19 protein-coding genes are annotated in these 20875 nt (G+C 50.1%); 2 read left to right on the top strand and 17 right to left on the bottom strand.

Translation table 11 applies throughout. From position 1 onward, the window contains the following. Positions 1–13: 13 nt before the first annotated feature. The 9 genes from IE123_RS15065 to IE123_RS15025 all read right to left on the bottom strand — a co-directional run bounded on the left by IE123_RS15065 (position 14) and on the right by IE123_RS15025 (position 11506). On the bottom strand, positions 14–1072 hold the full coding sequence (locus tag IE123_RS15065) for a hypothetical protein (protein WP_189519695.1): 1059 nt from the start codon (positions 1070–1072) through the stop codon (positions 14–16). Positions 1073–1083: 11 nt separating this feature from the next. Further along, positions 1084–1986: a glycosyltransferase family 2 protein gene (locus IE123_RS15060; protein ID WP_189519693.1), complete on the bottom strand. Its 903-nt coding sequence runs from the start codon at positions 1984–1986 to the stop codon at positions 1084–1086. A gap of 13 nt (positions 1987–1999) precedes the next feature. Beyond that, a complete protein-coding gene (locus IE123_RS15055; protein WP_189519691.1) occupies positions 2000–3502 on the bottom strand; it encodes a lipopolysaccharide biosynthesis protein in 1503 nt (500 codons plus the stop codon). Between the two features lie 9 nt (positions 3503–3511). Next, the gene (locus tag IE123_RS15050) at positions 3512–4672 is read right to left on the bottom strand and encodes a glycosyltransferase family 4 protein (protein ID WP_189519689.1); all 1161 of its coding nucleotides are present in this window, start codon (positions 4670–4672) and stop codon (positions 3512–3514) included. After that, positions 4672–5490 carry a hypothetical protein gene (locus IE123_RS15045; protein ID WP_189519687.1) on the bottom strand — a complete coding sequence of 273 codons (819 nt, stop codon included), beginning with the start codon at positions 5488–5490 and terminating at the stop codon, positions 4672–4674. The genes IE123_RS15050 and IE123_RS15045 overlap by 1 nt, the downstream gene beginning before the upstream one ends. Positions 5491–5651: 161 nt before the next feature. Further along, on the bottom strand, positions 5652–6938 hold the full coding sequence (locus IE123_RS15040) for a sugar transferase (RefSeq protein WP_229819800.1): 1287 nt from the start codon (positions 6936–6938) through the stop codon (positions 5652–5654). A gap of 71 nt (positions 6939–7009) precedes the next feature. After that, on the bottom strand, positions 7010–9244 hold the full coding sequence (locus IE123_RS15035) for a polysaccharide biosynthesis tyrosine autokinase (RefSeq protein ID WP_189519685.1): 2235 nt from the start codon (positions 9242–9244) through the stop codon (positions 7010–7012). Between the two features lie 128 nt (positions 9245–9372). Further along, on the bottom strand, positions 9373–10491 hold the full coding sequence (locus tag IE123_RS15030) for a polysaccharide export protein (protein ID WP_189519683.1): 1119 nt from the start codon (positions 10489–10491) through the stop codon (positions 9373–9375). A 631-nt stretch (positions 10492–11122) separates the two neighbouring features. Next, on the bottom strand, positions 11123–11506 hold the full coding sequence (locus tag IE123_RS15025) for a histone-like nucleoid-structuring protein, MvaT/MvaU family (protein ID WP_189519681.1): 384 nt from the start codon (positions 11504–11506) through the stop codon (positions 11123–11125). Positions 11507–11950: 444 nt separating this feature from the next. On the opposite strand from IE123_RS15025, the gene dinB reads away from it, so the two are divergent. Beyond that, positions 11951–12994 (top strand): DNA polymerase IV, encoded by a 1044-nt coding sequence (gene dinB, locus IE123_RS15020; RefSeq protein WP_189519679.1) that lies wholly within the window; start codon positions 11951–11953, stop codon positions 12992–12994. Between the two features lie 30 nt (positions 12995–13024). On the opposite strand, the gene purU is transcribed toward dinB, so the two are convergent. After that, complete coding sequence (purU, locus tag IE123_RS15015; RefSeq protein WP_189519676.1) at positions 13025–13879, bottom strand: formyltetrahydrofolate deformylase; 855 nt, start codon at positions 13877–13879, stop codon at positions 13025–13027. Between the two features lie 206 nt (positions 13880–14085). Here purU and IE123_RS15010 point away from each other — a divergent pair, with 206 nt between their 5' ends. Then, complete coding sequence (locus IE123_RS15010) at positions 14086–15648, top strand: ribonuclease J (protein ID WP_229819798.1); 1563 nt, start codon at positions 14086–14088, stop codon at positions 15646–15648. A gap of 90 nt (positions 15649–15738) precedes the next feature. Here the strand turns inward: IE123_RS15010 and IE123_RS15005 are convergent, their stop codons facing one another. The 7 genes from IE123_RS15005 to mobA form a co-directional block, all read right to left on the bottom strand. After that, entirely contained in the window at positions 15739–16029 is a 291-nt protein-coding gene (locus tag IE123_RS15005; RefSeq protein WP_189519673.1) for an H-NS family histone-like protein, read from the bottom strand. Positions 16030–16157: 128 nt separating this feature from the next. Further along, on the bottom strand, positions 16158–17147 hold the full coding sequence (moaA, locus tag IE123_RS15000) for a GTP 3',8-cyclase MoaA (protein WP_189519671.1): 990 nt from the start codon (positions 17145–17147) through the stop codon (positions 16158–16160). After that, positions 17144–17596, bottom strand: a complete 453-nt coding sequence (gene moaE / locus IE123_RS14995; protein ID WP_229819797.1) for a molybdopterin synthase catalytic subunit MoaE — start codon at positions 17594–17596, stop codon at positions 17144–17146. Before moaE ends, moaA begins: the two co-directional genes overlap by 4 nt. Before the next feature lie 22 nt (positions 17597–17618). Further along, positions 17619–18422 (bottom strand): cyclic pyranopterin monophosphate synthase MoaC, encoded by an 804-nt coding sequence (moaC, locus tag IE123_RS14990; RefSeq protein ID WP_189519667.1) that lies wholly within the window; start codon positions 18420–18422, stop codon positions 17619–17621. Then, entirely contained in the window at positions 18419–19654 is a 1236-nt protein-coding gene (locus IE123_RS14985; RefSeq protein WP_189519664.1) for a molybdopterin molybdotransferase MoeA, read from the bottom strand. Before IE123_RS14985 ends, moaC begins: the two co-directional genes overlap by 4 nt. Further along, a complete protein-coding gene (gene mobB, locus IE123_RS14980) occupies positions 19647–20213 on the bottom strand; it encodes a molybdopterin-guanine dinucleotide biosynthesis protein B (protein ID WP_189519662.1) in 567 nt (188 codons plus the stop codon). Before mobB ends, IE123_RS14985 begins: the two co-directional genes overlap by 8 nt. A 73-nt stretch (positions 20214–20286) precedes the next feature. Beyond that, the gene (gene mobA, locus IE123_RS14975; RefSeq protein ID WP_189519660.1) at positions 20287–20868 is read right to left on the bottom strand and encodes a molybdenum cofactor guanylyltransferase MobA; all 582 of its coding nucleotides are present in this window, start codon (positions 20866–20868) and stop codon (positions 20287–20289) included. Positions 20869–20875: the final 7 nt, after the last annotated feature.

Here is a 20875-nt window from a genome sequence, read left to right as displayed (position 1 = left end):
CCGTCTCCATGCTTTAACCGGTCTGGCGTGCGGCGGTAGTAAGAAAGTTGAAAGCCGAACTGAAAAGGAACGTGGGCGCGATACCTACCAAAACAAAAAGGATCCTCATCAGAAGCCTTTCGCTTTGTGTTTTCATGGCCCGATCCAGATTCATGGCAAAGATGGGAACGATCACTACCAAAAGCATCATACCAATTCGCTCTGCCTGAGCGCCGCCCAATGCAGGGATAAAAGCCATAAAGGTAAAAATGGCGTATGCCAGCGAAACATTGTTCTTCAAAAACCTTGCGAAATTGAAATTGGCAATCAGGAAGGCAATCAAGGACATCGCAATGAAAACCATCAGATAGGCATAAGTCAGCGGCAGCCCAGTTGTACTTGATGATTTGGCAAATTCACTATCCGCAAGCGATGAGTAATATACCCCTCCAAGCATCAATACATAGAGAAAGGAAAAGACGCTTTTATGGAAAAAGCCAAGTCTGGGTATTGTCATGCCTTTGGTCACTGCAAAAAGATAGAGCAGAGGCATATACACTATCGAGGCATTGTGAGTAAAAAGCGCCATTAAACCAAAAATACCGGCTATAAACAGGTTTCTAACGCCAAAGAATGCATACAGTATAAACATACAGGCAATAAGCTGCCGGTATACATTCTCATACCCCATCAATACCGGGAAAAATACCAGCATAAAAGGAGCAACATACAGAGGAATCCCATAGCTCTGCTTACGATTGCCTACTGCATAAAAAAGAAGAGACAACCAGATCAGGTCAATAACCCAGAGCGTCGTAATGTCGTCCTGGATCCATTCATAAAGGTATCCAGAGCCAAACCAATACACAAACTCGCGCGTGTAATAAGTCGATGCCGTTGCAAAATCCAGCGTACTGGAAAGATATTTGGCATAACCTGCCATGTCATAGTCAAAACCTGAGTTACGAACAACCCAGAGATAAAAAATGGCAACGCCATAAACGACCAATACGAATGGAGTTCTTTTATTGAGAAAGCAATAAAAGAACGAAAAACCACACAACACAAGGTACCATGCAAGCTCAGCAGTCATGTATTAACCCATCAGGATTTTTTTAATCTGGCAATGGCTTTATAAGTGCCAAGCAAATGAGGCAGAAGAAAGAATAGGCCAATCTTATCAAGCGTATCTCCTGCCAGCTTGATCGTTTTGAACTTCGGCTTCAAAAGTTCAGGCATGATGCGATCCGAGAAAAAGCGATAAGCGCCATGATCCTTCAGCAGTGCCGCAAGCACGAAGTGCCGCTTGGCAAAACCACTGACATGTTTGGGATCCACCAGATACTTGTTCATGAACACCTTGCTGGCCTCCATATTCATGGAGCCGCTCATACGCCCATCACGATCACAATTCAGGCGCACACCGGGAACAGGATCATACCCCCATGATCTACTATGCTCAGCAGTATCGATGAAAAACCCCCAGTCCTGATGCTTGTTCAGGCTTTCATTGAAGCGAAAGATTTGCTTGCGCTCGGCCAAAAAGCTGATGGTAGATGTTCTTATATCCTTGTCCTCCATAAAAAGGTAATGACGAGGATCCCGGACATCAGGTTTTTCAATAAAATCTCTTTCGCCATCAATAGAAACGTCTGTATAGGCACCAAAGCAAAAATCGTATTGTCCCTGACGCATAAACTCCAGGCGCTCACTAACGTAGCCCGACGTAAAATGATCATCAGAGTCGAGCAGGAAAATATGGCTGCCGGAGGCGCGGTCTATACCGATATTTCTTGATACTGCTGCGTTGGACTTGCTTTCCTTTCTTACAAGAATAGTGTTAGGCGAATCCGCTACAATCGATGCCAGTGTTTCAATGTCATCAGAACAATCATCTACCAGGATCACTTCATAGTCGTGATCACGTGCGGATTGATGGACACTCTCAAGTGTTTCCCTGATAAAACCACTGCTTCGATAAGTAGGAATGACTACTGAAATTTTCATTAGCTGTACCTTGTTACCCTGCAATCAACTTCATTTTTCTTAAGGGTTTTTGCAGTATTTTGATAAAGAAAAGCGCGGACTCATTTTTCAGCAAGCCACCTACTACCAATGCTACAAGCAATTGCATCATTCCAAAGACAACCAGATCAAAAAGGCTCGAAAGTGTTTTGCTTGTCATGAAGCCAAACGGTGAAGGAAACAAATACACTCCGAGGAACATAATTGCCAATACAACAAGAGAAAGCACAGTAGTGGCAGGAAGGCCTTTTAGAAGAATACCGACTCTGAAATTCTCATTTTTGACATGCAAAAGCCAAAAGCATTGCGCGAAGTTAAGGATGCTGGCCATGGAAAGCAGGAAAGCGACCAGATACAGATTAGTGAGATAAACACCTACGGCAATAGCTAATACACTTGTGATGGAAGAAAAGACACCACAATAAAACAGGGATTTCGTCTGCCCGAGGGTTTGCCAGATACCGCCGGTCGTGGCCAGCACAATCTGGAAGATCAGGAACGGCGTCAGGCACTGAAGGATGACTGCTGACTGCTCCCAGCCTGGACCATAAAGGACATATATAATCTTGTCTGCAAACAAAAATGTGTAAATACCGACAAAGAACCCAAGAAAAAATATCTTGTTGACCAGTCCATTATAACTTGCCGCAACTTCCTTTTGGCCAAAAGTGCTGTACACCGGTTGCAGCGCCGCTGTAGCAATACCTGCTATATTCTGTATCGGAAGCATCATCAGGCGATAAGCCATATCATAAAGGCCTACTGCCGCTTCACCGATAAATTTTGAAATAAGTATCTTGTCGGAATTTCTGGAAAAATAGTTCAAAAAATTGAACATGAACTGGTAGGAAGAAAACCCCAGAACCGTTTTGAATCCGGTAAAGGTCACTCTCCCCACCAGATTGCGCCACCCTGCATATATGCAAACCAGCACAAACCTCATACCGGTATGAATAATGGATTTCCATACCAGCGCATAAACACCATATTCCTGATAAGCCATCAAGCAGGCAATAGCACCCGACACGAGAGCGCTAATCAGTGTAATGATGGCGACTGCACTAAATCTTTTTTCTCGCCTCAGAAGGGTTTCAGGCACGATCGAAAGCACCGAAAATAAAATCATGGCGCCGATCAAAGGCATGACACCGTAATAGATGTCGTTGCCGAAAAAATCTACTGCGACAAACGATCCTGCCGAAAAGACAAAATAAAGTGCCATCCCCAACATGATACAAATCAGGAAAAGGCCGCGTATCTCCTCTTTTGTCAGTTCCTTGTGGTAAATAATGGCAGGCCCGAGACCCATTTCTCCTAACAGATTAAAAAAGAAAATAATCACCATAACTGTCGCTACAACGCCGAATTCGCTCGGCGTCAGGAACCTGGCAAGTACCATGGTTACTGCAAACTGCACGATCAGATTGGAATATTTTTCAATGAAGCCAAAAACGAAACCGGATTTTAGATCACGGTTCATTGCATCCGTATTACTCATTTGACTTCCTCATGCACCGCGATATAACTCAAGTATTTTTTTGCGGTTACTATCGGTGCTGAAATGCGACAAAAGACTGTCTACCTGTTCTTTTTGAAGAGGCGGGTGTTCGCTTTCGAGAATATCGACCACAGCCTGATAAATGGCCTGACTGCTTTTGGCAGCAATAATCTGTGTCATTGGCCAGTAAGGTGCAGCACAGATCGTATCAGGTAGGCCCCCGCTGTCTGTTACCACTACCGGCAGCCCTACTGATACTGCTTCAAGGACTGCAATACCAAAGCTCTCTTCCTGCCCTGTCTCTTCATCCTGAATGGAGGACTGGATATAAATATCGCTGGCAGAAAGTTCTTCAAATATTTTTTCTCGTGGCAAATCGATTTTAAAATCAACAGCGCTTTCCAAACCTAGACTAGACGCCTGCTGACGCAGTGTTTCTTCCAGCGCTCCAAACCCGATAAGCTTGAGCTTAATCTGACCGTATCCATTTTCATGAAGTTTCGCCAGAGCATCGATTAAATAAGCTTGTCCCTTAAACCCTACAAAGCGGCCGACGTTTGTAATTACAATGCCCTTGGCAGCATCAATTTTCTTTTCTTCAAAATCTGCCATTGAGATATTGACACAGTTGGGCAGCACAATAATCTTGCTGCCTGCAATACCAAATATTTCCTGCAGTTTTCTTTTCAGGTAGTGAGATGGCGCTGTAAAATATATATTACCATGCTGCTGGCATTTATGAACTTTTTGAACATATTGCGGCTGACCGTATAACTTGTTACTAACCACGTCGATGCCGTGTGTAGAGATAATGACCCGGCCCTGAAAACCACTATCAATCAAATCATCTATATTTTCGAAAAAATAATTAAAATGACTATGCAACACATCAGGCTGAATATCTTTAACAACCTGTTGCAGTTTTTTTTGCTCAAACACATGGTAATCGTTAAGAAGCTTGCGACGCCCGCGCTTCAATATTTTTTCAAATATATTTCTATTATCTATATCAAAACTGATCACCTTACCGAAGGGGCGTTCAGTTTTATTGATATGTCGATTGGTCACGACATAATTGTCGACCCCCATCTCTTCCATATCAATAATGAGATCATAAATAAAAGTTTCTGAAGAGTTTGAGAAATCAGAAACCAGATGAAGCACTTTCATCAGGAGACATCCTTGTTAACGGTTTCCCGATACTTCTGAAGTTCTTCTTCATCGCCATGCTGAAAATAGCCATATTTATCATTAAAATTGACTGGCTTGGCACGTCCAAATCCAAAGGGAAAGACATCGTACCCCTTGCCATACTTAAACAACCAGTATTGCAACTTGTTAATAAGCTTATTCTTGAACGTGCTGTAGTCACGTTGGTAAAACAGCCTTTCCGGCAGCCATTGGGCCACTTTCGTTGACGCTATAGCAAACTTCATTTCTGGTGTAATAACTTCATCCGTGGCTTTTATTCGAGCATAGGCATTGATAAAGCCCGGGATCGCAGCCTTGCGAATAATCATCATTGACTGCTGCAATGGCTGAGGCGTATTTCCTCTGTCGCCAAACATGAAGTCAGAAGTCATATTATCAATGGCATGTTCAACAATGCCTTTCCCGAAAAGCAGTGCATCCTGTTCAACATATACCCAGTAATCTGCTTCGCTGGCATAGGTATAGGCCAATCCAATAAAAAAGCATCTGGTACAACCTGCATACTTTCCTATATGGCTCGTGGAATGACCGCCATTAACATCCGTGCTCACGAATTCCATACGGTCATCGTCAGGCAACTCGGGAATAGTGGGTGAAGCTGAATCAACCACAATGATTTTTGCAGGCGAAGTATGTTTATTGACCGATTCATACCATTCGCGAAAAAAAGCGACGCCTCTTATTTCGCTTGAGCCATATTCAACTCTTTTCTCATTTTCAGGCGTTTTTTCACCACACCACCATCCAGAGTTGATTATATAACTATATTTAGACATGCTTATTCCACGCAGTACGAATCGTTTTGTTATACGACATCGCTCGTATCGTATAACACGTCATGAACTAGTATTCTAATCAGGCAACTACACTTGCCTTAAAATAAAATTCCGAGTGCTGGCATATAGTCAACACTCAGAATATTTATCATAAACAGATCTTATCTGGCACCAAAACCAGTTAGCATTGTCTTTATCGTACGAATCACGATAAGGACATCCAACCAGAATGAAAAATTCTTGATGTAGTAGAAATCATGTTCAAGCTTTTTGGTCATGCCTTCTACTTCAGCAGCATACCCAAGCTCAACTTGCGCCCAACCAGAAATTCCAGGGCGTACAACATGACGATAGTTGAAAAATGGCACATCTCGTTCATACCATTCAGCCAGGTTGCATGACTCGGGTCGTGGCCCGATCAGACTCATGTCTCCCTTGAGCACATTGAAAAGCTGAGGCAATTCATCGATACGATATTTTCTGATGACCTTCCCTACACGTGTAATGCGGGGATCCTCACCCTCTGATGTAAAGCCAAGCCCTTCGTGATTCATGTACATGCTGCGGAACTTGAACAGCTTGAAGGGACGGCAATGAAACCCCATGCGTTGCTGATTGAAAAAGGCCGGGCCTGGATCATCTCTTTTGATGATAATAATGGTCGCAAGCATGACAGGCAGAACCACCGGCAACACCAGCAACACGCCAAAAATATCAATGATACGCTTGGCAAATTCATAGTTTTCGCTGGGAGTCAGACTTCCATACTTGTTCTCGTACAAGTGATCAAGATGTACCCTGCCGGTAATGGATTCATGTATCTGCCTTGCATTAAACACGGGAATACGATGAATGGTGCAATCAGCAAGAAACTTTTGCCAGCTGTCATCCAGATCGGCACGCAGGTCGGCAACGACACCATCAACACGCATTGCTTCAAGATCAGGTTTTTCCAGCCAGCGCCAATCGATACTTTTATCGTGACAAAATTCGTGCACACGTCCAAAAGGCACAACTGCCAGTTTACGCGTTCTATAGCGAGTACTGAGCTGATAACCGACAGAGCAGTAAAGCACTGCAATCAAATAGGAAAGAACAATCTGAGTTGTGGCAATTTCAAGCTGCAAACTCAACAAAACTGCTACCATCACGATATAAGACACCGTGATGAAAGGAATAATATATAGAAACGCCTTGGTTCTGGGAAAATTGACCAGACTATGCACAGCAATAATCGCTACCAGATAGGCCAGAGCTGTGCCCAGCAATGTAATGCAACGTTCAGCCTGCCACTCCGCTACAAGACTCCAGTTCCACTGAAACATCGCCGGCAACAGTACAGCGATAATCAGTCCCAGTGCCTGATTAAAGCGATAGCTCAGCAGAAGTTTTTCATACCACCTTGAATGGCGACGATTTTGTTCCATGAAATTTGTGAACGTTTCCATGTTGCTTGTCTCATTTCCGATGTGGTCACTCCGCTAAAAGCGGAGTGACCACTAGGGCGTTCTCGTAATCTTTACGATTTTTTGCCATAGCTATAATGGTAGTTGCCGTAGTTACCACCATAACGATGTGCTGCTGTCTGCTCTATACCGTTGAGAACGGTTCCCTTGATTTCCACGCCACTGTGCTCAAAGCGACGACGTGCCTGCTCGATCTCAGCCGGAGGATTCACGCCATACCTTGCGAGCAGCATGTTGGTGCCTGCCTGCTTACCGATAATGGCGGCATCCGTGACAGCCAGAATGGGCGGTGTATCGATGATGATCAGGTCATAATGCTGATCTGCCCATGCCAGCAATTCACTAAACCCTGCACTCATCAGAAGTTCGGCAGGATTGGGCGGTGCAGAACCTCGGGAGATAAAGTCCAGTCCATCGACACCTCCGGAACGCACTACTGCCGAAGCTGTTGTCTTGCGTGCCAGAATATCGCTCAGACCATGCTCGGAGCGCCCCTTGAAGGCATGATGAAGATGACCCATACGCATATCAGCATCGATTACCAGCACTCGTTGACCTGCCTGAGCACAAACGATACCCAGATTGGAAACTACGAAGCTCTTGCCGGCACCCGGGCTGGCACTGCTGATCATGAGACGCGCATTAGGTGCTTCCATCATGGCGAAGTGCAGGCTCGTACGCAGGCTACGAATGGCTTCAACAGCCTGATCATCCGAGTTGCGTAGCGCCAGTACACCAGTATCCACCGTATTTTTGGCACCCTTGCCACCCCCAATACGAAGCCCCCGATTACCACGTACCCGTTTTACCAGACCGCTCTGGTTACTGCTCAACGGCACAGATGCGTATACGGGCATACCAATCTGCTCAAGCTGCTCGGGGCTTTCAATGCCACGATTCATGATACGACGAATCAGAACTACAATGATGGCAACAACCAGACCCAGCACAAAGGCAATGATAGTTACCAGAACCTTGCGAGGCGCTACCGGGCGATTTTGCAGCGTTGAATCATCAATGATCCGAACGTTGCCCACGGCACCTGCCTTGGCGATGTTCATCTCCTGCATGCGATTAAGCATTTGAACGTACATTTCCTGATTGACGTTCACATCGCGCTGTAGACGCAGGACTTCCTGCTGAGTCTCGGGCAAGCTGTCAACACGCTTTTGCAGTCTTTCCTTTTCTGCGTTGAGCTCTTCACGCTTTTCAAGAAGCGCCTGATATTGAGGATGGCTTCTATTGAAGCGACGAGAAAGATCAGCTTCATCAAATCTCAGCTGATTAAGCTGATTATCAAGATTCACGATCTGGTTTAGAACTGACGTTGTTTCCTGGTCCAGATCTACGGAATCCTGATTGACGCGATAGCTGTTAAGCTTGTTTTCGGCTTCTACAAGGCTGTCACGAACACGTGGCGCCTGCTGATTAAGAAAGTCGAGACTTTTTTGAGCTTCAGCAGACTGCCTTTCAATGTTCTGGGTAACATAGATATCCGTAATGGCCTTGAGACTGTCACGAATTTCGTCTCGATTCGTGCCTTGCAGCGTCAACCTCAGGATACCTGTACCGGAACGACCGATTTCTTCAACTTCGAAGTTACCGCGCAGGCCATTGATGGCGGAAAGCCGCGAACGCTTGACGACAGTAAACTCTGCGCCCTGCCCGGCCGTCATGTCCATGATGCGCATTTCAACGTTGCCATCACGTGACTGCGCCAGCTGACCTACCTGGCCTTCCAGAATCAGCTCGCCATCAGCACGCAACTCATAGCGATCGTTGCCCAGAGACTTGATGGTAAGCGGCCTGTTGATCCAGCTGTCCGGCACGATAAAGCGTGTGACGTTAATGCTTTCACCAGCCCATACCGATGCCCAGCCCTGTGCGAAAGAAGGACGCTCCATGCCGCGGCGTGCCATCGTATCCCCAAGAACAGGAAGGCCTTCAGGCGTAATACTCAATTGGAGATTGAGACGGTCAGCTGCCTGTCCCAGCACCATTCGCGACTTGAGGATTTCCATCTCGGCTGTTGAGCGAGGTGTATCCCCAAAAACGCCCAGGTTCTGGACCGGGTTGCTGGCCGGATTGGCACGACCCTCTATTTCAAGCAGTGCGTCGCTTTGATAAACAGGCGTTTTAAATGTGGCGTAGAGAATCCCAAGGAACGTAAATACACATACGATCAAAGCGATTAGCCATTTGTTGTCGATCATCAGACCGAAAAGGCGGCCCAGATCAAGCTCTTCGCCGGAATCGGTTGACTGATATTTTTCAGTATTCGAAGCCATATTGGTTTATCACTGATTCCATTTACGAAATGGTACATGAGCATGACTGTCAGTTTTATACAGCGCTCATTTCCGATACTGCCGCCTCAAGGAACGCGCTACCCGCTGCATGGGGTAGCGCAAGCTCATTAGAGGTTGTTGTAGTCTCTGACTGAACCAACTGATTGACGCGTAAGGTTGGTTGACGGCAGCAACTGACTGATAACGCGGTTCCAGCGGCTAATCGGTGCGGTCGTGACGTAGACGATGTCGCGAGGCTCGAGCTGAAACTCCGTGCCAATGACATAGGCTGCAGCGTTGCTGGCATCGAGCTGGTAAACAGTAGCCTGCTTGTCGCCCGGACCGCCCTGTCTAATAACGAAAATACCTGATGCGCGTGCCTGGACTTCATCTATTCCGCCTGACTGACTCAGTGCATCTACCAGATTGAAACGATGACCACCCATTGGCAGGTCTTGCGGCCTTTGAACCTCGCCAAGGATATACACCTTCTCACTACCAACATCGGGCACGTGTAGAACATCACCATCATGAAGCAGACGATTCTGGCTGATCTGGCCATTTTGCAACATGTCGTAAACATTGATGATCTCTTCTTCACCATTGTGCGTTAACACGACATGACGCCAGTCAGCGTTTTCGCCAAGACCGCCTGCGCTGCTAATGGCATCCAGCACTGTAAGCGGCGTATTGGTGATGGCCTGCTGCCCAGGGTTGGCCACCTGCCCGCTGACATAGGCTTTCTGCGACTGGAAGCTTGCAATATTGACTTCGACCTGAGGCTCGGCAATGTAATCGGCTAGCGCTGAAGCGATCTGACTGCGTACATCCGCCACATTCTTTCCGGCAACGTGCACACGACCGACATAGGGATAAAAGATGGTGCCATCGCTGTGCACCACGTTGCCGGTCTCAACCGAGCTACGCTCGCCGCCGGCGGGAATGGTCAGTTCAGGATGGTCATAAACGACAATATTGAGAATATCGCCCTTACCTATCCGATAATCGTAATCGCTGGCATCAAATTTCAGATCCTCGGTGGCCTCTTTCAGACTCTGCTGAGAGCTGGCCTCCTTGCGGGCAGCATTTTGTGCCTGCACAAGACCAAAGGTAATGGGCTGGACATCTACCAGATCATCAATGGGTGGCCCCGAATTTTCATAGGGCATATCACTGCCGGGAGAAAGGGCACAACCTCCCAGAAAAAGGGAACTCCCCACCAGGGCACAACTCAGCAGCCGCTTCATTAACCGCTTACTCCTGTCAAAATTATTCCGGCGTCTGGACACGCTACCGCCACGGAATGTCAATACTGGCGTGTTTCCGAGGCCATAAGATACCGCCGATGTCGATTTTTTTACCCGGCACCTGCCGAGCGGTATCGCATGATGCAGCAGTCCATGACTGCAAGTCGAATCGACGCCTCAATAACATGACCTACCCCAATTAAGGATATCGGCGAGAGATCCTTTAATTTAAGGGCAGATAAAATTATTCAGACTTCTGGATTGCTGCCGATGCTATCAGACCCCCTTGCTCAAGGGTATGCTGCTGTGCGCATCATTATTGAGGATTCTACAGCAGCAGCATCTGAGCCGCCATTAACGACACTTCGTATTATGAATATTCATGTCACGTCGTGTTACATGCCTTCGGTCAATAATTGCCAAACCGCAGTTTTAATGCTGCCAGCCATATTAAACCGATACTCCCCTGACTCTTGTGCAGAAAACATCATGTGATGGGGATCAATACGCAAAAGGCTATAATGACATGAAATGCGTTGCCAGAAGATGCCGCCCTGTGATTTCAGCGGATAAAGGCAGGAATGCAGATATAAAAAAGGGCCGTTAAAACGGCCCTCGGGAAAGAAAGAATTTATTCGGTACGCTCGAGCCACTGCTCAACCGTATCATTACCATATTCTTCCTTCCATGCCTTGAGCGTCTTCTGGTTACCACCTCGGGTTTCTACAACCTCTCCCGTATGTGGATTGCGGTACACTTTCAGCTTGCGCTTGCGCCGACCTGCGCTCTGGCTTTCAGAAGAAGATGCCTGCCTTGCAGCTGCCTGACCATTATCAGGACTGAGGATGTCAATGACATCAGCAACTGTCTTGTCATGGCTTTCCATGAGCTGTTCAAGCTTTTCCTTGAACTCAAGCTCACCCTTGAGCCTTTGATCCTGCTCAAGCTGTTGCAACTCATCACGCAGTTGTTTGAGCAGTTGTTCTTTTTTCATGTATTCATTTAACAACGACATTACTGACCTCTTCAGCTAAGCACATCTCTCATGGAGATGCTGACCCTACGGCCTATTAAAATAGTTTTAATATCTGGTATCCTGGATAATACGTCAAAAAAAGCACACTTTAAAGTAAAAACTGACCTTACTCACAAGGCAACATGGCCGATCATATATAAATGTGCCATACCTCCATCAATAATATTAGAAGTAACTGTCAGGACAAAGATGATAATAAGAAGATACGCTTAAACATCGAATCTTTTTTTGGCCAGCATGTGGCCCTCTTGCCTGCCTTCGGCATTGGTTTTATCAGTCCTCCATACCAGGGCGCTTTTACAAGAGGCATGACTACAAGTCGCCTGTAGCATGTCCATTTATAGAAAACCGGATGGCGTATTTACATGCTAACGGGCTTATAGTATGTATATCCATACAGCCACTTCCAAATACTGACGAGCGATGCGCAAGATTCTTCACGCTGATTGCGACTGTTTTTATGCAGCAGTTGAGATGCGCGACGATCCTTCACTGCAAGACGTTCCCCTGGTTATTGGCGGTCGGGCAGAACATAGGGGGGTTGTTGCAACATGCAATTACCCGGCGCGCGCATATGGCATACGCTCGGCCATGTCGATGGCACATGCCAAAAGACTTTGTCCTCACCTTCAGCGTTTAATCCCCGACTTTGACAAATACCGACAGGCCTCCCGTCAGGTACAGGATATATTTCGCGAGCTGACGCCTCTTATCGAACCGCTTTCGCTCGATGAAGCCTTCCTTGATGTCACGCACGTCGGGCGCATGCAAGGCAGTGCTACCTGGATGGCGCAATGGCTCAAACAGGAAGTGCAGAGCCGTGTGGGAATCACCATTTCCGTAGGTGTGGCGCCCAACAAGTTTCTTGCCAAGATTGCCAGCGACTGGGACAAGCCGGACGGTCTCTACATCATTACACCCGACAGGATCAGCGAATTTCTGGACCACCTGCCCATCACACGGCTTCATGGCGTCGGGCCTGCCACGGCAAAAAAGCTGGAAGGTCAGGGAATACATACCTGCAGCGATTTAAGAAATGTTGGCTTGCCAACGCTTCTGGAAGCGTTTGGCAAGTTCGGCGTCAGACTCCATGAATTGGCTCGCGGCATAGATGAGCGACCAGTCAAGGTGGAAAGGGAGCGAAAGTCCATCAGCGTGGAAACCACGTTTGACCGCGACCTGCCCAGCATGGCTGCGTGCCGGGAAAAAATAACCGAGCTGGTGACGCGACTGGAGGAGCGTATGGCGCGCTATCAGCACCCGGCCATCAATAAACTTTTTGTCAAGATACGCTTTGACGACTTTTCGATTACGACCATGGAAACTGCCGGCCAGATACCTGAACTGAAAAGTTTCCTGCCCCTTTTTGATACGGCATGGCAGCGGGCAGAGCGTCCGGTCAGACTTCTGGGCGTTGGCGTACGGCTGATCTCCGAAGATGCGCAAAGGCAGCTGGGCCTTTTTTAAATCAGGCACCAGCTGCCGACCAATTGACACTCAGGAAAAAACGACTGTCTTGTTGCCGTCGATCAGCACGCGATCCTGCAGATGCCAGCGTACACCTCGTGCCAGAACGGACTTTTCTATATCTCGGCCCAGCCGCACCAGATCACTGGCCGTATGGCAGTGGGTGACGCGCTGAATGTCCTGCTCGATGATCGGCCCGGCATCAAGTTCCTGAGTGACATAGTGACAGGTAGCACCGATCAGCTTGACGCCGCGAGTATGGGCCTGATGGTAGGGCCTCGCACCAGCGAAGGACGGCAGGAAACTATGGTGAATATTGATGATCTGGCCGCTGTAACGCTCACACAACGCAGGTGGGATGATCTGCATGTAACGCGCCAGCACAATGGTATCGGCCTGGCTGTTTTCAATAATTTTTTCAACACTTGAAAAGGCTGACGTCTTGTCATCGGCAGCTACCGGAACATGATGGTATTCAATGCCGTGCCATTCGACCACGCTGCGCATATCTTCATGGTTGGAGATGACGCCAGCGATATCACAGTCGAGCTCACCAGCTGTCCAGCGATACAACAGGTCCACCAGACAGTGAGACTCACGTGACACCATGATCATCAGGCGCCGCCGCCGCTGTTCGCCATCACGCCACTGCCATTGCATATCGAACTCTTTGGCAATGCACGCAAAGGCCTGGCGGAAGCTATCGCTATCGACGCTCATATTTCGGGTCTCAACTTCATAGCGCATGAAGAAGCGGCCGGTTTCCAGATCGGAATGCTGATTGGCTTCGGTAATAGAGCCACCCTTCTCGGCGATAAACGACGAAACACGCGCGACAATACCAACACGATCAGGACAGGTTACCACTAGACGACAAAGGGACATCAGGATCACGCTACTTGGTCAAAGACAGGAATTGTAGCGAATTCAGATGCTTTTGAGCAGTGTTCGTTGTGAGCACCTGATGCGTTGCGTATAGTTGACATCAAACTATCGCCGGACCCGCCATGGATCAGACACGCGTACAAGTTCGCCCCCGTCGCCGCTCTGAGATTGACATATTACCGCTTGGCGGCTGCGGTGAAATTGGCATGAACCTGATGCTTTACGGCTTTCAGTCCCGATGGCTGATTGTCGATTGCGGTATGGCCCTGCGTCAGGACCTGCCTGATACGCCCCTGCAGATTCCCGATATCTCTTCGCTGGCAACGCTTGGCATTCGACCTGAAGCCATTGTGATTACTCACGGGCACGAGGATCACCTCGGTGCTCTGGGCTGGTTATGGCCACGTTTTGGCTGCCCGATTCATGCCACGCCTCTGGCAGCCGGGATCGCGCGACAAAAGCTTGTTGAGCAGGGACTGGCAACCGATGCCATTCGCACCTTTACGCCCGGTACTCTTTTTGATGCCGGCCCTTTCTCTGTACAAAGTATCAACGTTGCACACTCCATACCGGAAAGCGTTTCACTACTTCTGGAAGTAGACCGACACCGCATTCTGCACACCGGGGACTGGAAAATTGACCCCCATCCTGTGCTGGGCTTTTGTACTCGTGAAGAGGACTTCACCCGTATAGCGCCTGTTGATCTGGTGGTGGGGGACTCTACCAACGCCATGGTAGAGCACCATTCGCGTAGCGAAAGTGAAGTGGCGGCCACACTTGAAGCGGTTATGGAGAGCTGCCAAGGCCGTGTCGTGGTCAGCTGTTTTGCCAGTAACCTGGCGCGCATTCTGGCCACGGGACGGGCAGCACGACGCCATCATCGACGTATTGCCCTGTTAGGCAGAGCGATGGAAAAAATGGTGCGCCTGGGACGAGAACTGGGCTATCTGGACGACTTCCCGGAGACTGTCCCCCTGTCTGATATCGGTTATCTACCGCCAGGCGAAATTTTGATTCTGGCAACCGGTAGCCAGGGAGAACCCCGCGCCGCCCTCTCCCGTCTGGCCGCCAACCAGCATTCTGCTCTTGAAATCGAGCCCGGGGATTGCATTATCTTCTCCTCACGAGCCATACCAGGCAATGAAAGGGCCGTGACGCGATTGCAACAGGCGTTCACGCAAAGAGGCGCGCGTGTATTCAGTGATGAAACACATCCGGGCCTTCATGCATCAGGCCACCCCGGTCGTGACGAGCTGCTCAGCCTGTATCGATGGGCAAGACCCTCTCATTTGCTGCCCGTGCATGGTGAAAGCGCTCACCAACAAGCGCATTGCGAGATTGCCGATACGCTGGGCATCAAAAGTTCTGTACTGCCCGTCAACGGACAATGGCTGCGCTGGAATGGCAAGCGCATGACAGTGGAAAACACGCTAACGCTTTCACCCGTCATCATTTCCCAGCGCAAGCGGACCCGGAAGCCCTCAAATCGTCAAAATGACACGATCATTGTACTGCCTGTCGTTTACCAGGCTGATACGGGGCAATGGTATCGGGTTGGCAGAATGCTGATCGACAGTCAGATCAACACCTTCGTGGACGAGGAAACTCTCGGAGACTGGGTCGATATCACGCTGGAAAACATGACGGCACATTCCTCCCGGGAATTGGCGCATCTGCTCGAGGATCTTGCCAGTCACTGGCTCAAAGCCCAGCTTCGGCAAGCTTCCAGAATCACGATCGATGTCGTTGATACAACACCGCAGCAATAATGACAGGTCTTTTATAAAAGCCGTGCAGCCATCACGGCTTTGAAGAAGATGACTCGTGAAGAAAGGACATTACTGAAAAGCAGAAAATACTCAGGCATTGGCCTCTTTGGGGGGCCGACCACGACGCTTTCGTGGCTGCTCGTTTCCGACAAGATCATTCACGGATAAACCGGCATCGGTCATGGCTGCGCGGATTTCCGCCAGCTTTTGCTCCTTGCTGGCCTCTTCCTGACGACGTTTTTGCTCTTCTTCCTGCTTCTGCGTCATCACCTCGTCGATGATTTCAGACAGCTTGGACAGCTGTTCCATGCTTAATTGGCGCGCCGCAGCTCTTGCCACATTCTTGTTGCGGGCAATCTTTTCCAGCGTTTCTGTCGACATATCCAGCACTCCAAATAAAAGACATATGCCTCGAATAGTATATACCCTGAAAAAGGGTTAGCAATTATCCATTCTCAAAGAAAAGGGCCAACATATGTTGGCCCTTTTTGCATGAAAATCAGAACACCCTACCCACCTGTCATGTTCATGAATCTTACAATCTGCACATCACCATCGGTTGTAAAATGATGCCGATGAGGCTTGAGTGACATTGACTCACGAATCCTTTGCTTCAAGGGTTCTATTTCACCCGGGAACCGGCGAATGACTTCGCGCAAATCTGTTGAATGTTCATTGCCAAGGCACAGCAGCAGCCTGCCTTCACAGGTCACACGCACTCTGTTGCAGGTATCACAGAAGTTGTGACTATGAGGAGAAATAAAGCCGATCCTTGAACTGCTGTCTGCCATGCGATAGTAGCGCGAAGGACCACCAGAATTTTCCGGAGAATGCAGCAGCGGGTAGCGGGTTTCGATCATTGCCCGCACATCGTCACTGGAACAAAAGGTTTCCTGACGCGAATGTTCCGATACGTTACCCAACGGCATTTCTTCAATAAAGCTGATATCAACGCCCTCATCGCGAGCGAAATCTACCAGATCCAGTATTTCATCATCATTTCGCCCTTTTAGAATGACAGCATTGAGCTTGATACGCTCAAAGCCTGCCTCCTTCGCAGCGCGAATGCCATCGATGACCTTTTCAAGATTACCGGTCCGGGTAAGTTCCCTGAAACGCTCCGGATTCAGGGAATCAAGACTGATATTAAGACGCTGCATACCTGACTGACGCAGTGATGATGCATAGCGCCTTAACTGGGCGCCATTGGTCGTCATGGTAAAATCACGCAAACCCTCCAGCGCACCAATATTTTTTACCAGCTCATCAATATTGCGACGCACCAGTGGCTCACCGCCGGTCAGGCGAATCTTCTCCACGCCCAGTTCGGTAAATGCCCTCGCCACCAGCGAAATTTCCTCGATGGAAAGCACCTGATCACGCGGCAGAAAGGTCATCTCTTCGCCCATGCAATAGACACAGCGAAAATCGCAGCGATCCGTTACCGAGATGCGGACATACTTGATACGACGATCAAAATCATCAATCAATTCACTCATTGCTGCTCCCAGCGCTTCAACGACGCCAGATCGCTTTCACGCTCCCTGACCCAGTAAGCGCCACCATGGGTATGTTCCTTTTTCCAGAAGGGCGCACTGGTTTTTAAAAAATCCATGATAAAGGCACAGGCTTCAAAAGCCGCGTGACGATGTGCCGTGCTGACAAGCACTGCCACGATATCGTCACCCGGGGTCATATAACCAATGCGGTGAACAATGATCGCATCATTGATCTGCCAACGATCCCGGGCCTGCTGCACGATGTCACCCAGTGCCCTTTCCGTCATGCCCGGGTAATGTTCAAGCGTCAGTGCCGTCACCTCGGGCGACTCATTGAAATCCCTGACCCGCCCTACAAAACTGACGACAGCCCCCGTTTCATGGCCCTCTCCGACCAGGCGCTGATAAAGCGCGCCAATATCAAAGGGCTCACGTTGTATCGCAATCACGTATATCTTCTGACGCCCATGATCAGCCTCCGGTAACAGGTGGGAAAAAGGCGACTTCATCACCAGCCCCAAGCGCAGCATCGCCCTGCACCATATCGTGATTGATGGCACACAGCAGGCGCGGCTGATCCATGGCTTCAGGTGTATCAACCTGGGACTTTATCCACTCCTTTAATGCCGACAGTGTAGGAGACGATAGATGCCCTGGTAAAACACTCAATTTTTCGATACCCAGGCGTTCTCTCAGCTCGGCAAAAAAACGTATCTGAATCGGGCTTTCGTTTAATTCATCCGAAGGCTCAGGTGTTTCAAGGCTCGTCTCTCGAGTATCGAGCGGCGACGATTCTACTGTGGTGTCTCTTTCCCATACACCCGATTGTCCGCCGCTTTTATGTTCAAGACGGACATCCATGATTTCCATCCCACGATCCACGGCCTTGCACATGTCATAAAGCGTCAGGCAGGCTACCGACACTGCCGTTAGCGCCTCCATCTCTACACCGGTGCGGCCCTCAAGACGGCAAAAGGCCTTGACCCGCACGCAATGACCGGCGATATCGAGCTCAAAATCCACTGCAACCTTTGAGAGCATCAGTGCGTGGCACAACGGAATCAGCTCATGCGTGCGCTTGGCGGCCTGAATGCCGGCAATACGCGCTGTCGCCAGCACATCTCCCTTGGGCATATCGCCGTCGGCAAGCAGTTTCAATGTGTCGGGCTGCATGACAATGCGACCGGTGGCAATGGCTTCACGATGGCTGCTCTGCTTGTCCGATACATCGACCATGCTGGCTTCACCCCGTTCATTAAGGTGGGTCAATGTCATATCAATTCTCCAAGCGGTTGTATGGTCACGGGTGCGCCAGCATCACAGGCTGCCATATCGGCAGGCAGCTCTATCAGACAGTTGGCGTCGTAAAGTGAACTCAGACGATGAGACCCCTGCTCTTTTAAAACGCTGACACTGATCACGCCCTGAGCATTGACATGATAGCGGCCTCGCAACAGATCCAGCCGGCCGTAACGCCCTTTCAGAGGCTGTTCATTAATCGCATGCCATCTGACAGGCTTCCAGTGAACCATCCCGCAAAGCTGGCGAAACAGAGGCTGCACAAACTGCATGAGCGTGACCAGCGCCGCCACGGGGTTGCCAGGCAGTCCAAAAAATGGCACCTGCCCAATGTGGCCAAATGCCATTGGCTTGCCCGGACGCATCGCAACACGCCAGGAGGTGACCTGTCCCAGCTGCTGTATGGCCGCACGCACCAGATCAGCCTGGCCCGCCGACACTCCACCGGAAGTAATCACAAGATCAGCCTGCTGACTGGCGCTTGAAAGCCCTGCCACACTGCCCTCAAGGCTATCAGGCAGTATATCGGTCATGACGATCTCGGCCCCCCAACGCTTCAGGCAGGCGGCAAGGCTAAAGGCATTGGCATCAAAAAGTGAGGGCGCCGTATCGTCATTGGCGCCGGCACGGCGAAGCTCATCACCACTGGAGAAAATGGCCACCCGGGGGCGGCGGTGCACATCGATGTATTCATGCCCCAGCGAGGCTGCCATACCGAGCTGGGCAGGCCCCAGAAGCGTGCCTGGCGCAAAAACATGATCACCGATGGCAATCTCTTCACCAGCGTGGCGAATGTTTTGCCCCCGCCTGACAGCTTCAGGGTGCGAAAGCTCGGCCCACGCGCCCCTGACAATGATATCTTCTGCCATGACAACCGTATCGCACCCGGCCGGCAACGGTGCGCCGGTCGTAATGGCAACCGCCTCACCCGGAGCTACCTCGGCATTGAAAGGATGCCCGGCCAAGGCTTCTCCTACCAATCCGAGGCGTGTTTGTCCCTGATGACAAAAGGCAATACCGTCCATGGCAGAGGCGGTATAGCGTGGCAACGACAGCGTTGCCACGAGCGGTTCGGCGAGTATCCGGTCCACGGCCTGCGACAGCGGCACGCGCTCACTGCCTACCGGCATGGGTGAGGCAGCCGTGATATGCGCCAGCATCTCGCTGACCGAAAGAAGCGCCCCGCTGCTGCCAAAGCAATCACTCATGACGCGGCCCCTGCGCCATGGCGTGCCACCGGGAAGGCCAGGCCACCAGCCAGTCAAGCAAAGCGGCGTGATCATCAAGATTCAGGCGCTCCACATCTGATGGCAGAGCGACCTCATCGGTAGTGGCCACCGCGCGCACCCAGGGGTCTTCAAAGGCGCGCAATGACTTGCCCACGGCTTCACGATAGAGCTCAAGCTTGGGCAGTGGCCATTGCTTGAACCCCTCGATCAATACGAGATCCGGTGAGAGTTTCAATACCTGATCCAGCAGTGTTGGCAGGCAGGGCTCTTCCTGTCCGGGGGTTTCCATCATCAGGGCAAACCGCTTTCCGGAGGCGACCAGCATCGGCGCAGCCCCCGCCTTTCGCAGACGGTGGCTGTCCTTGCCCGGGATATCGACATCAAAGTCATGATGGGCATGCTTGATTACGGCCACATTGAGACCGCGCATGCGCAAGGCGGGTAGAAGGGCTTCCAGCAGCGTCGTCTTGCCTGTACCACTCCAGGCGGCGATGCCCAGAAGCGGTGTATCAATATCGGAAAGGATCAGCTGCGTCATGGTACCTGCCAGAGAAAATCGACATGGTTACCCGCCTGATGTCAGGCCCGGCCCTGCATGACCCGTGACATGATCATTGGCCAAAGGCATCCCTGTCGTTGAGTGTATTGATATTGATAAAGGCCCGCGCATCATCAAAATGACAGGCCGCATGAGGATGGCGCGCATACCACTGATCGATCTTGCGACCACCACTGATCAACCACTGCTCAAGATCGTCCGCCAGCTCGCGCTTCATGAGCACAACCGCAGGATGGGCACGTTCATGATCACGGGCATAAACGATATCCACGTCACGGTCCGTGAGTGTAGCCCAGAGCACTTCGACCAGTGTGTCGGGAAGCGCTGGCGTATCGCAGGGTACCATCAATACCAGGGGCGTTGATGACGCCTTGAGCGCGGCGTGAAAGCCTGCCAGCGGCCCCGCGCTGCCCGACACTACATCTGGAACAACCGGATAGCCCAGCGATGCATAATCATCATGGCGGCGATTGGCATTGATCATGACCTGCCCCACCTGGGGCGCGATCGCTGCCAGTACATGGCTGACCATTGACTGGCCGCCCAGCTCGACCAGTCCCTTGTCCACGCCACCCATGCGCCGGCCCTGACCGCCGGCCAACACCACACCGGTAATGCACGCCCTGCTATCCATAAGCGGC

The organism is Kushneria pakistanensis (assembly GCF_014652795.1).
Classification (GTDB): domain Bacteria; phylum Pseudomonadota; class Gammaproteobacteria; order Pseudomonadales; family Halomonadaceae; genus Kushneria; species Kushneria pakistanensis.
Note: the sequence above shows the minus strand (reverse complement) of the source record. Positions and strands in the feature narration are given on the sequence as shown.

Coding starts and splice junctions, on each gene's coding strand:
- IE123_RS15065 (WP_189519695.1), bottom strand. CDS start 1,072: ATGACTGCTGAGCTTGCATGGTACCTTGTGTTGTGTGGTTTTTCGTTC.
- IE123_RS15060 (WP_189519693.1), bottom strand. CDS start 1,986: ATGAAAATTTCAGTAGTCATTCCTACTTATCGAAGCAGTGGTTTTATC.
- IE123_RS15055 (WP_189519691.1), bottom strand. CDS start 3,502: ATGAGTAATACGGATGCAATGAACCGTGATCTAAAATCCGGTTTCGTT.
- IE123_RS15050 (WP_189519689.1), bottom strand. CDS start 4,672: ATGAAAGTGCTTCATCTGGTTTCTGATTTCTCAAACTCTTCAGAAACT.
- IE123_RS15045 (WP_189519687.1), bottom strand. CDS start 5,490: ATGTCTAAATATAGTTATATAATCAACTCTGGATGGTGGTGTGGTGAA.
- IE123_RS15040 (WP_229819800.1), bottom strand. CDS start 6,938: ATGGAAACGTTCACAAATTTCATGGAACAAAATCGTCGCCATTCAAGG.
- IE123_RS15035 (WP_189519685.1), bottom strand. CDS start 9,244: ATGGCTTCGAATACTGAAAAATATCAGTCAACCGATTCCGGCGAAGAG.
- IE123_RS15030 (WP_189519683.1), bottom strand. CDS start 10,491: ATGAAGCGGCTGCTGAGTTGTGCCCTGGTGGGGAGTTCCCTTTTTCTG.
- IE123_RS15025 (WP_189519681.1), bottom strand. CDS start 11,506: ATGTCGTTGTTAAATGAATACATGAAAAAAGAACAACTGCTCAAACAA.
- dinB (WP_189519679.1), top strand. CDS start 11,951: ATGCGCAAGATTCTTCACGCTGATTGCGACTGTTTTTATGCAGCAGTT.
- purU (WP_189519676.1), bottom strand. CDS start 13,879: ATGTCCCTTTGTCGTCTAGTGGTAACCTGTCCTGATCGTGTTGGTATT.
- IE123_RS15010 (WP_229819798.1), top strand. CDS start 14,086: ATGAACCTGATGCTTTACGGCTTTCAGTCCCGATGGCTGATTGTCGAT.
- IE123_RS15005 (WP_189519673.1), bottom strand. CDS start 16,029: ATGTCGACAGAAACGCTGGAAAAGATTGCCCGCAACAAGAATGTGGCA.
- moaA (WP_189519671.1), bottom strand. CDS start 17,147: ATGAGTGAATTGATTGATGATTTTGATCGTCGTATCAAGTATGTCCGC.
- moaC (WP_189519667.1), bottom strand. CDS start 18,422: ATGACATTGACCCACCTTAATGAACGGGGTGAAGCCAGCATGGTCGAT.
- IE123_RS14985 (WP_189519664.1), bottom strand. CDS start 19,654: ATGAGTGATTGCTTTGGCAGCAGCGGGGCGCTTCTTTCGGTCAGCGAG.
- mobB (WP_189519662.1), bottom strand. CDS start 20,213: ATGACGCAGCTGATCCTTTCCGATATTGATACACCGCTTCTGGGCATC.
- mobA (WP_189519660.1), bottom strand. CDS start 20,868: ATGGATAGCAGGGCGTGCATTACCGGTGTGGTGTTGGCCGGCGGTCAG.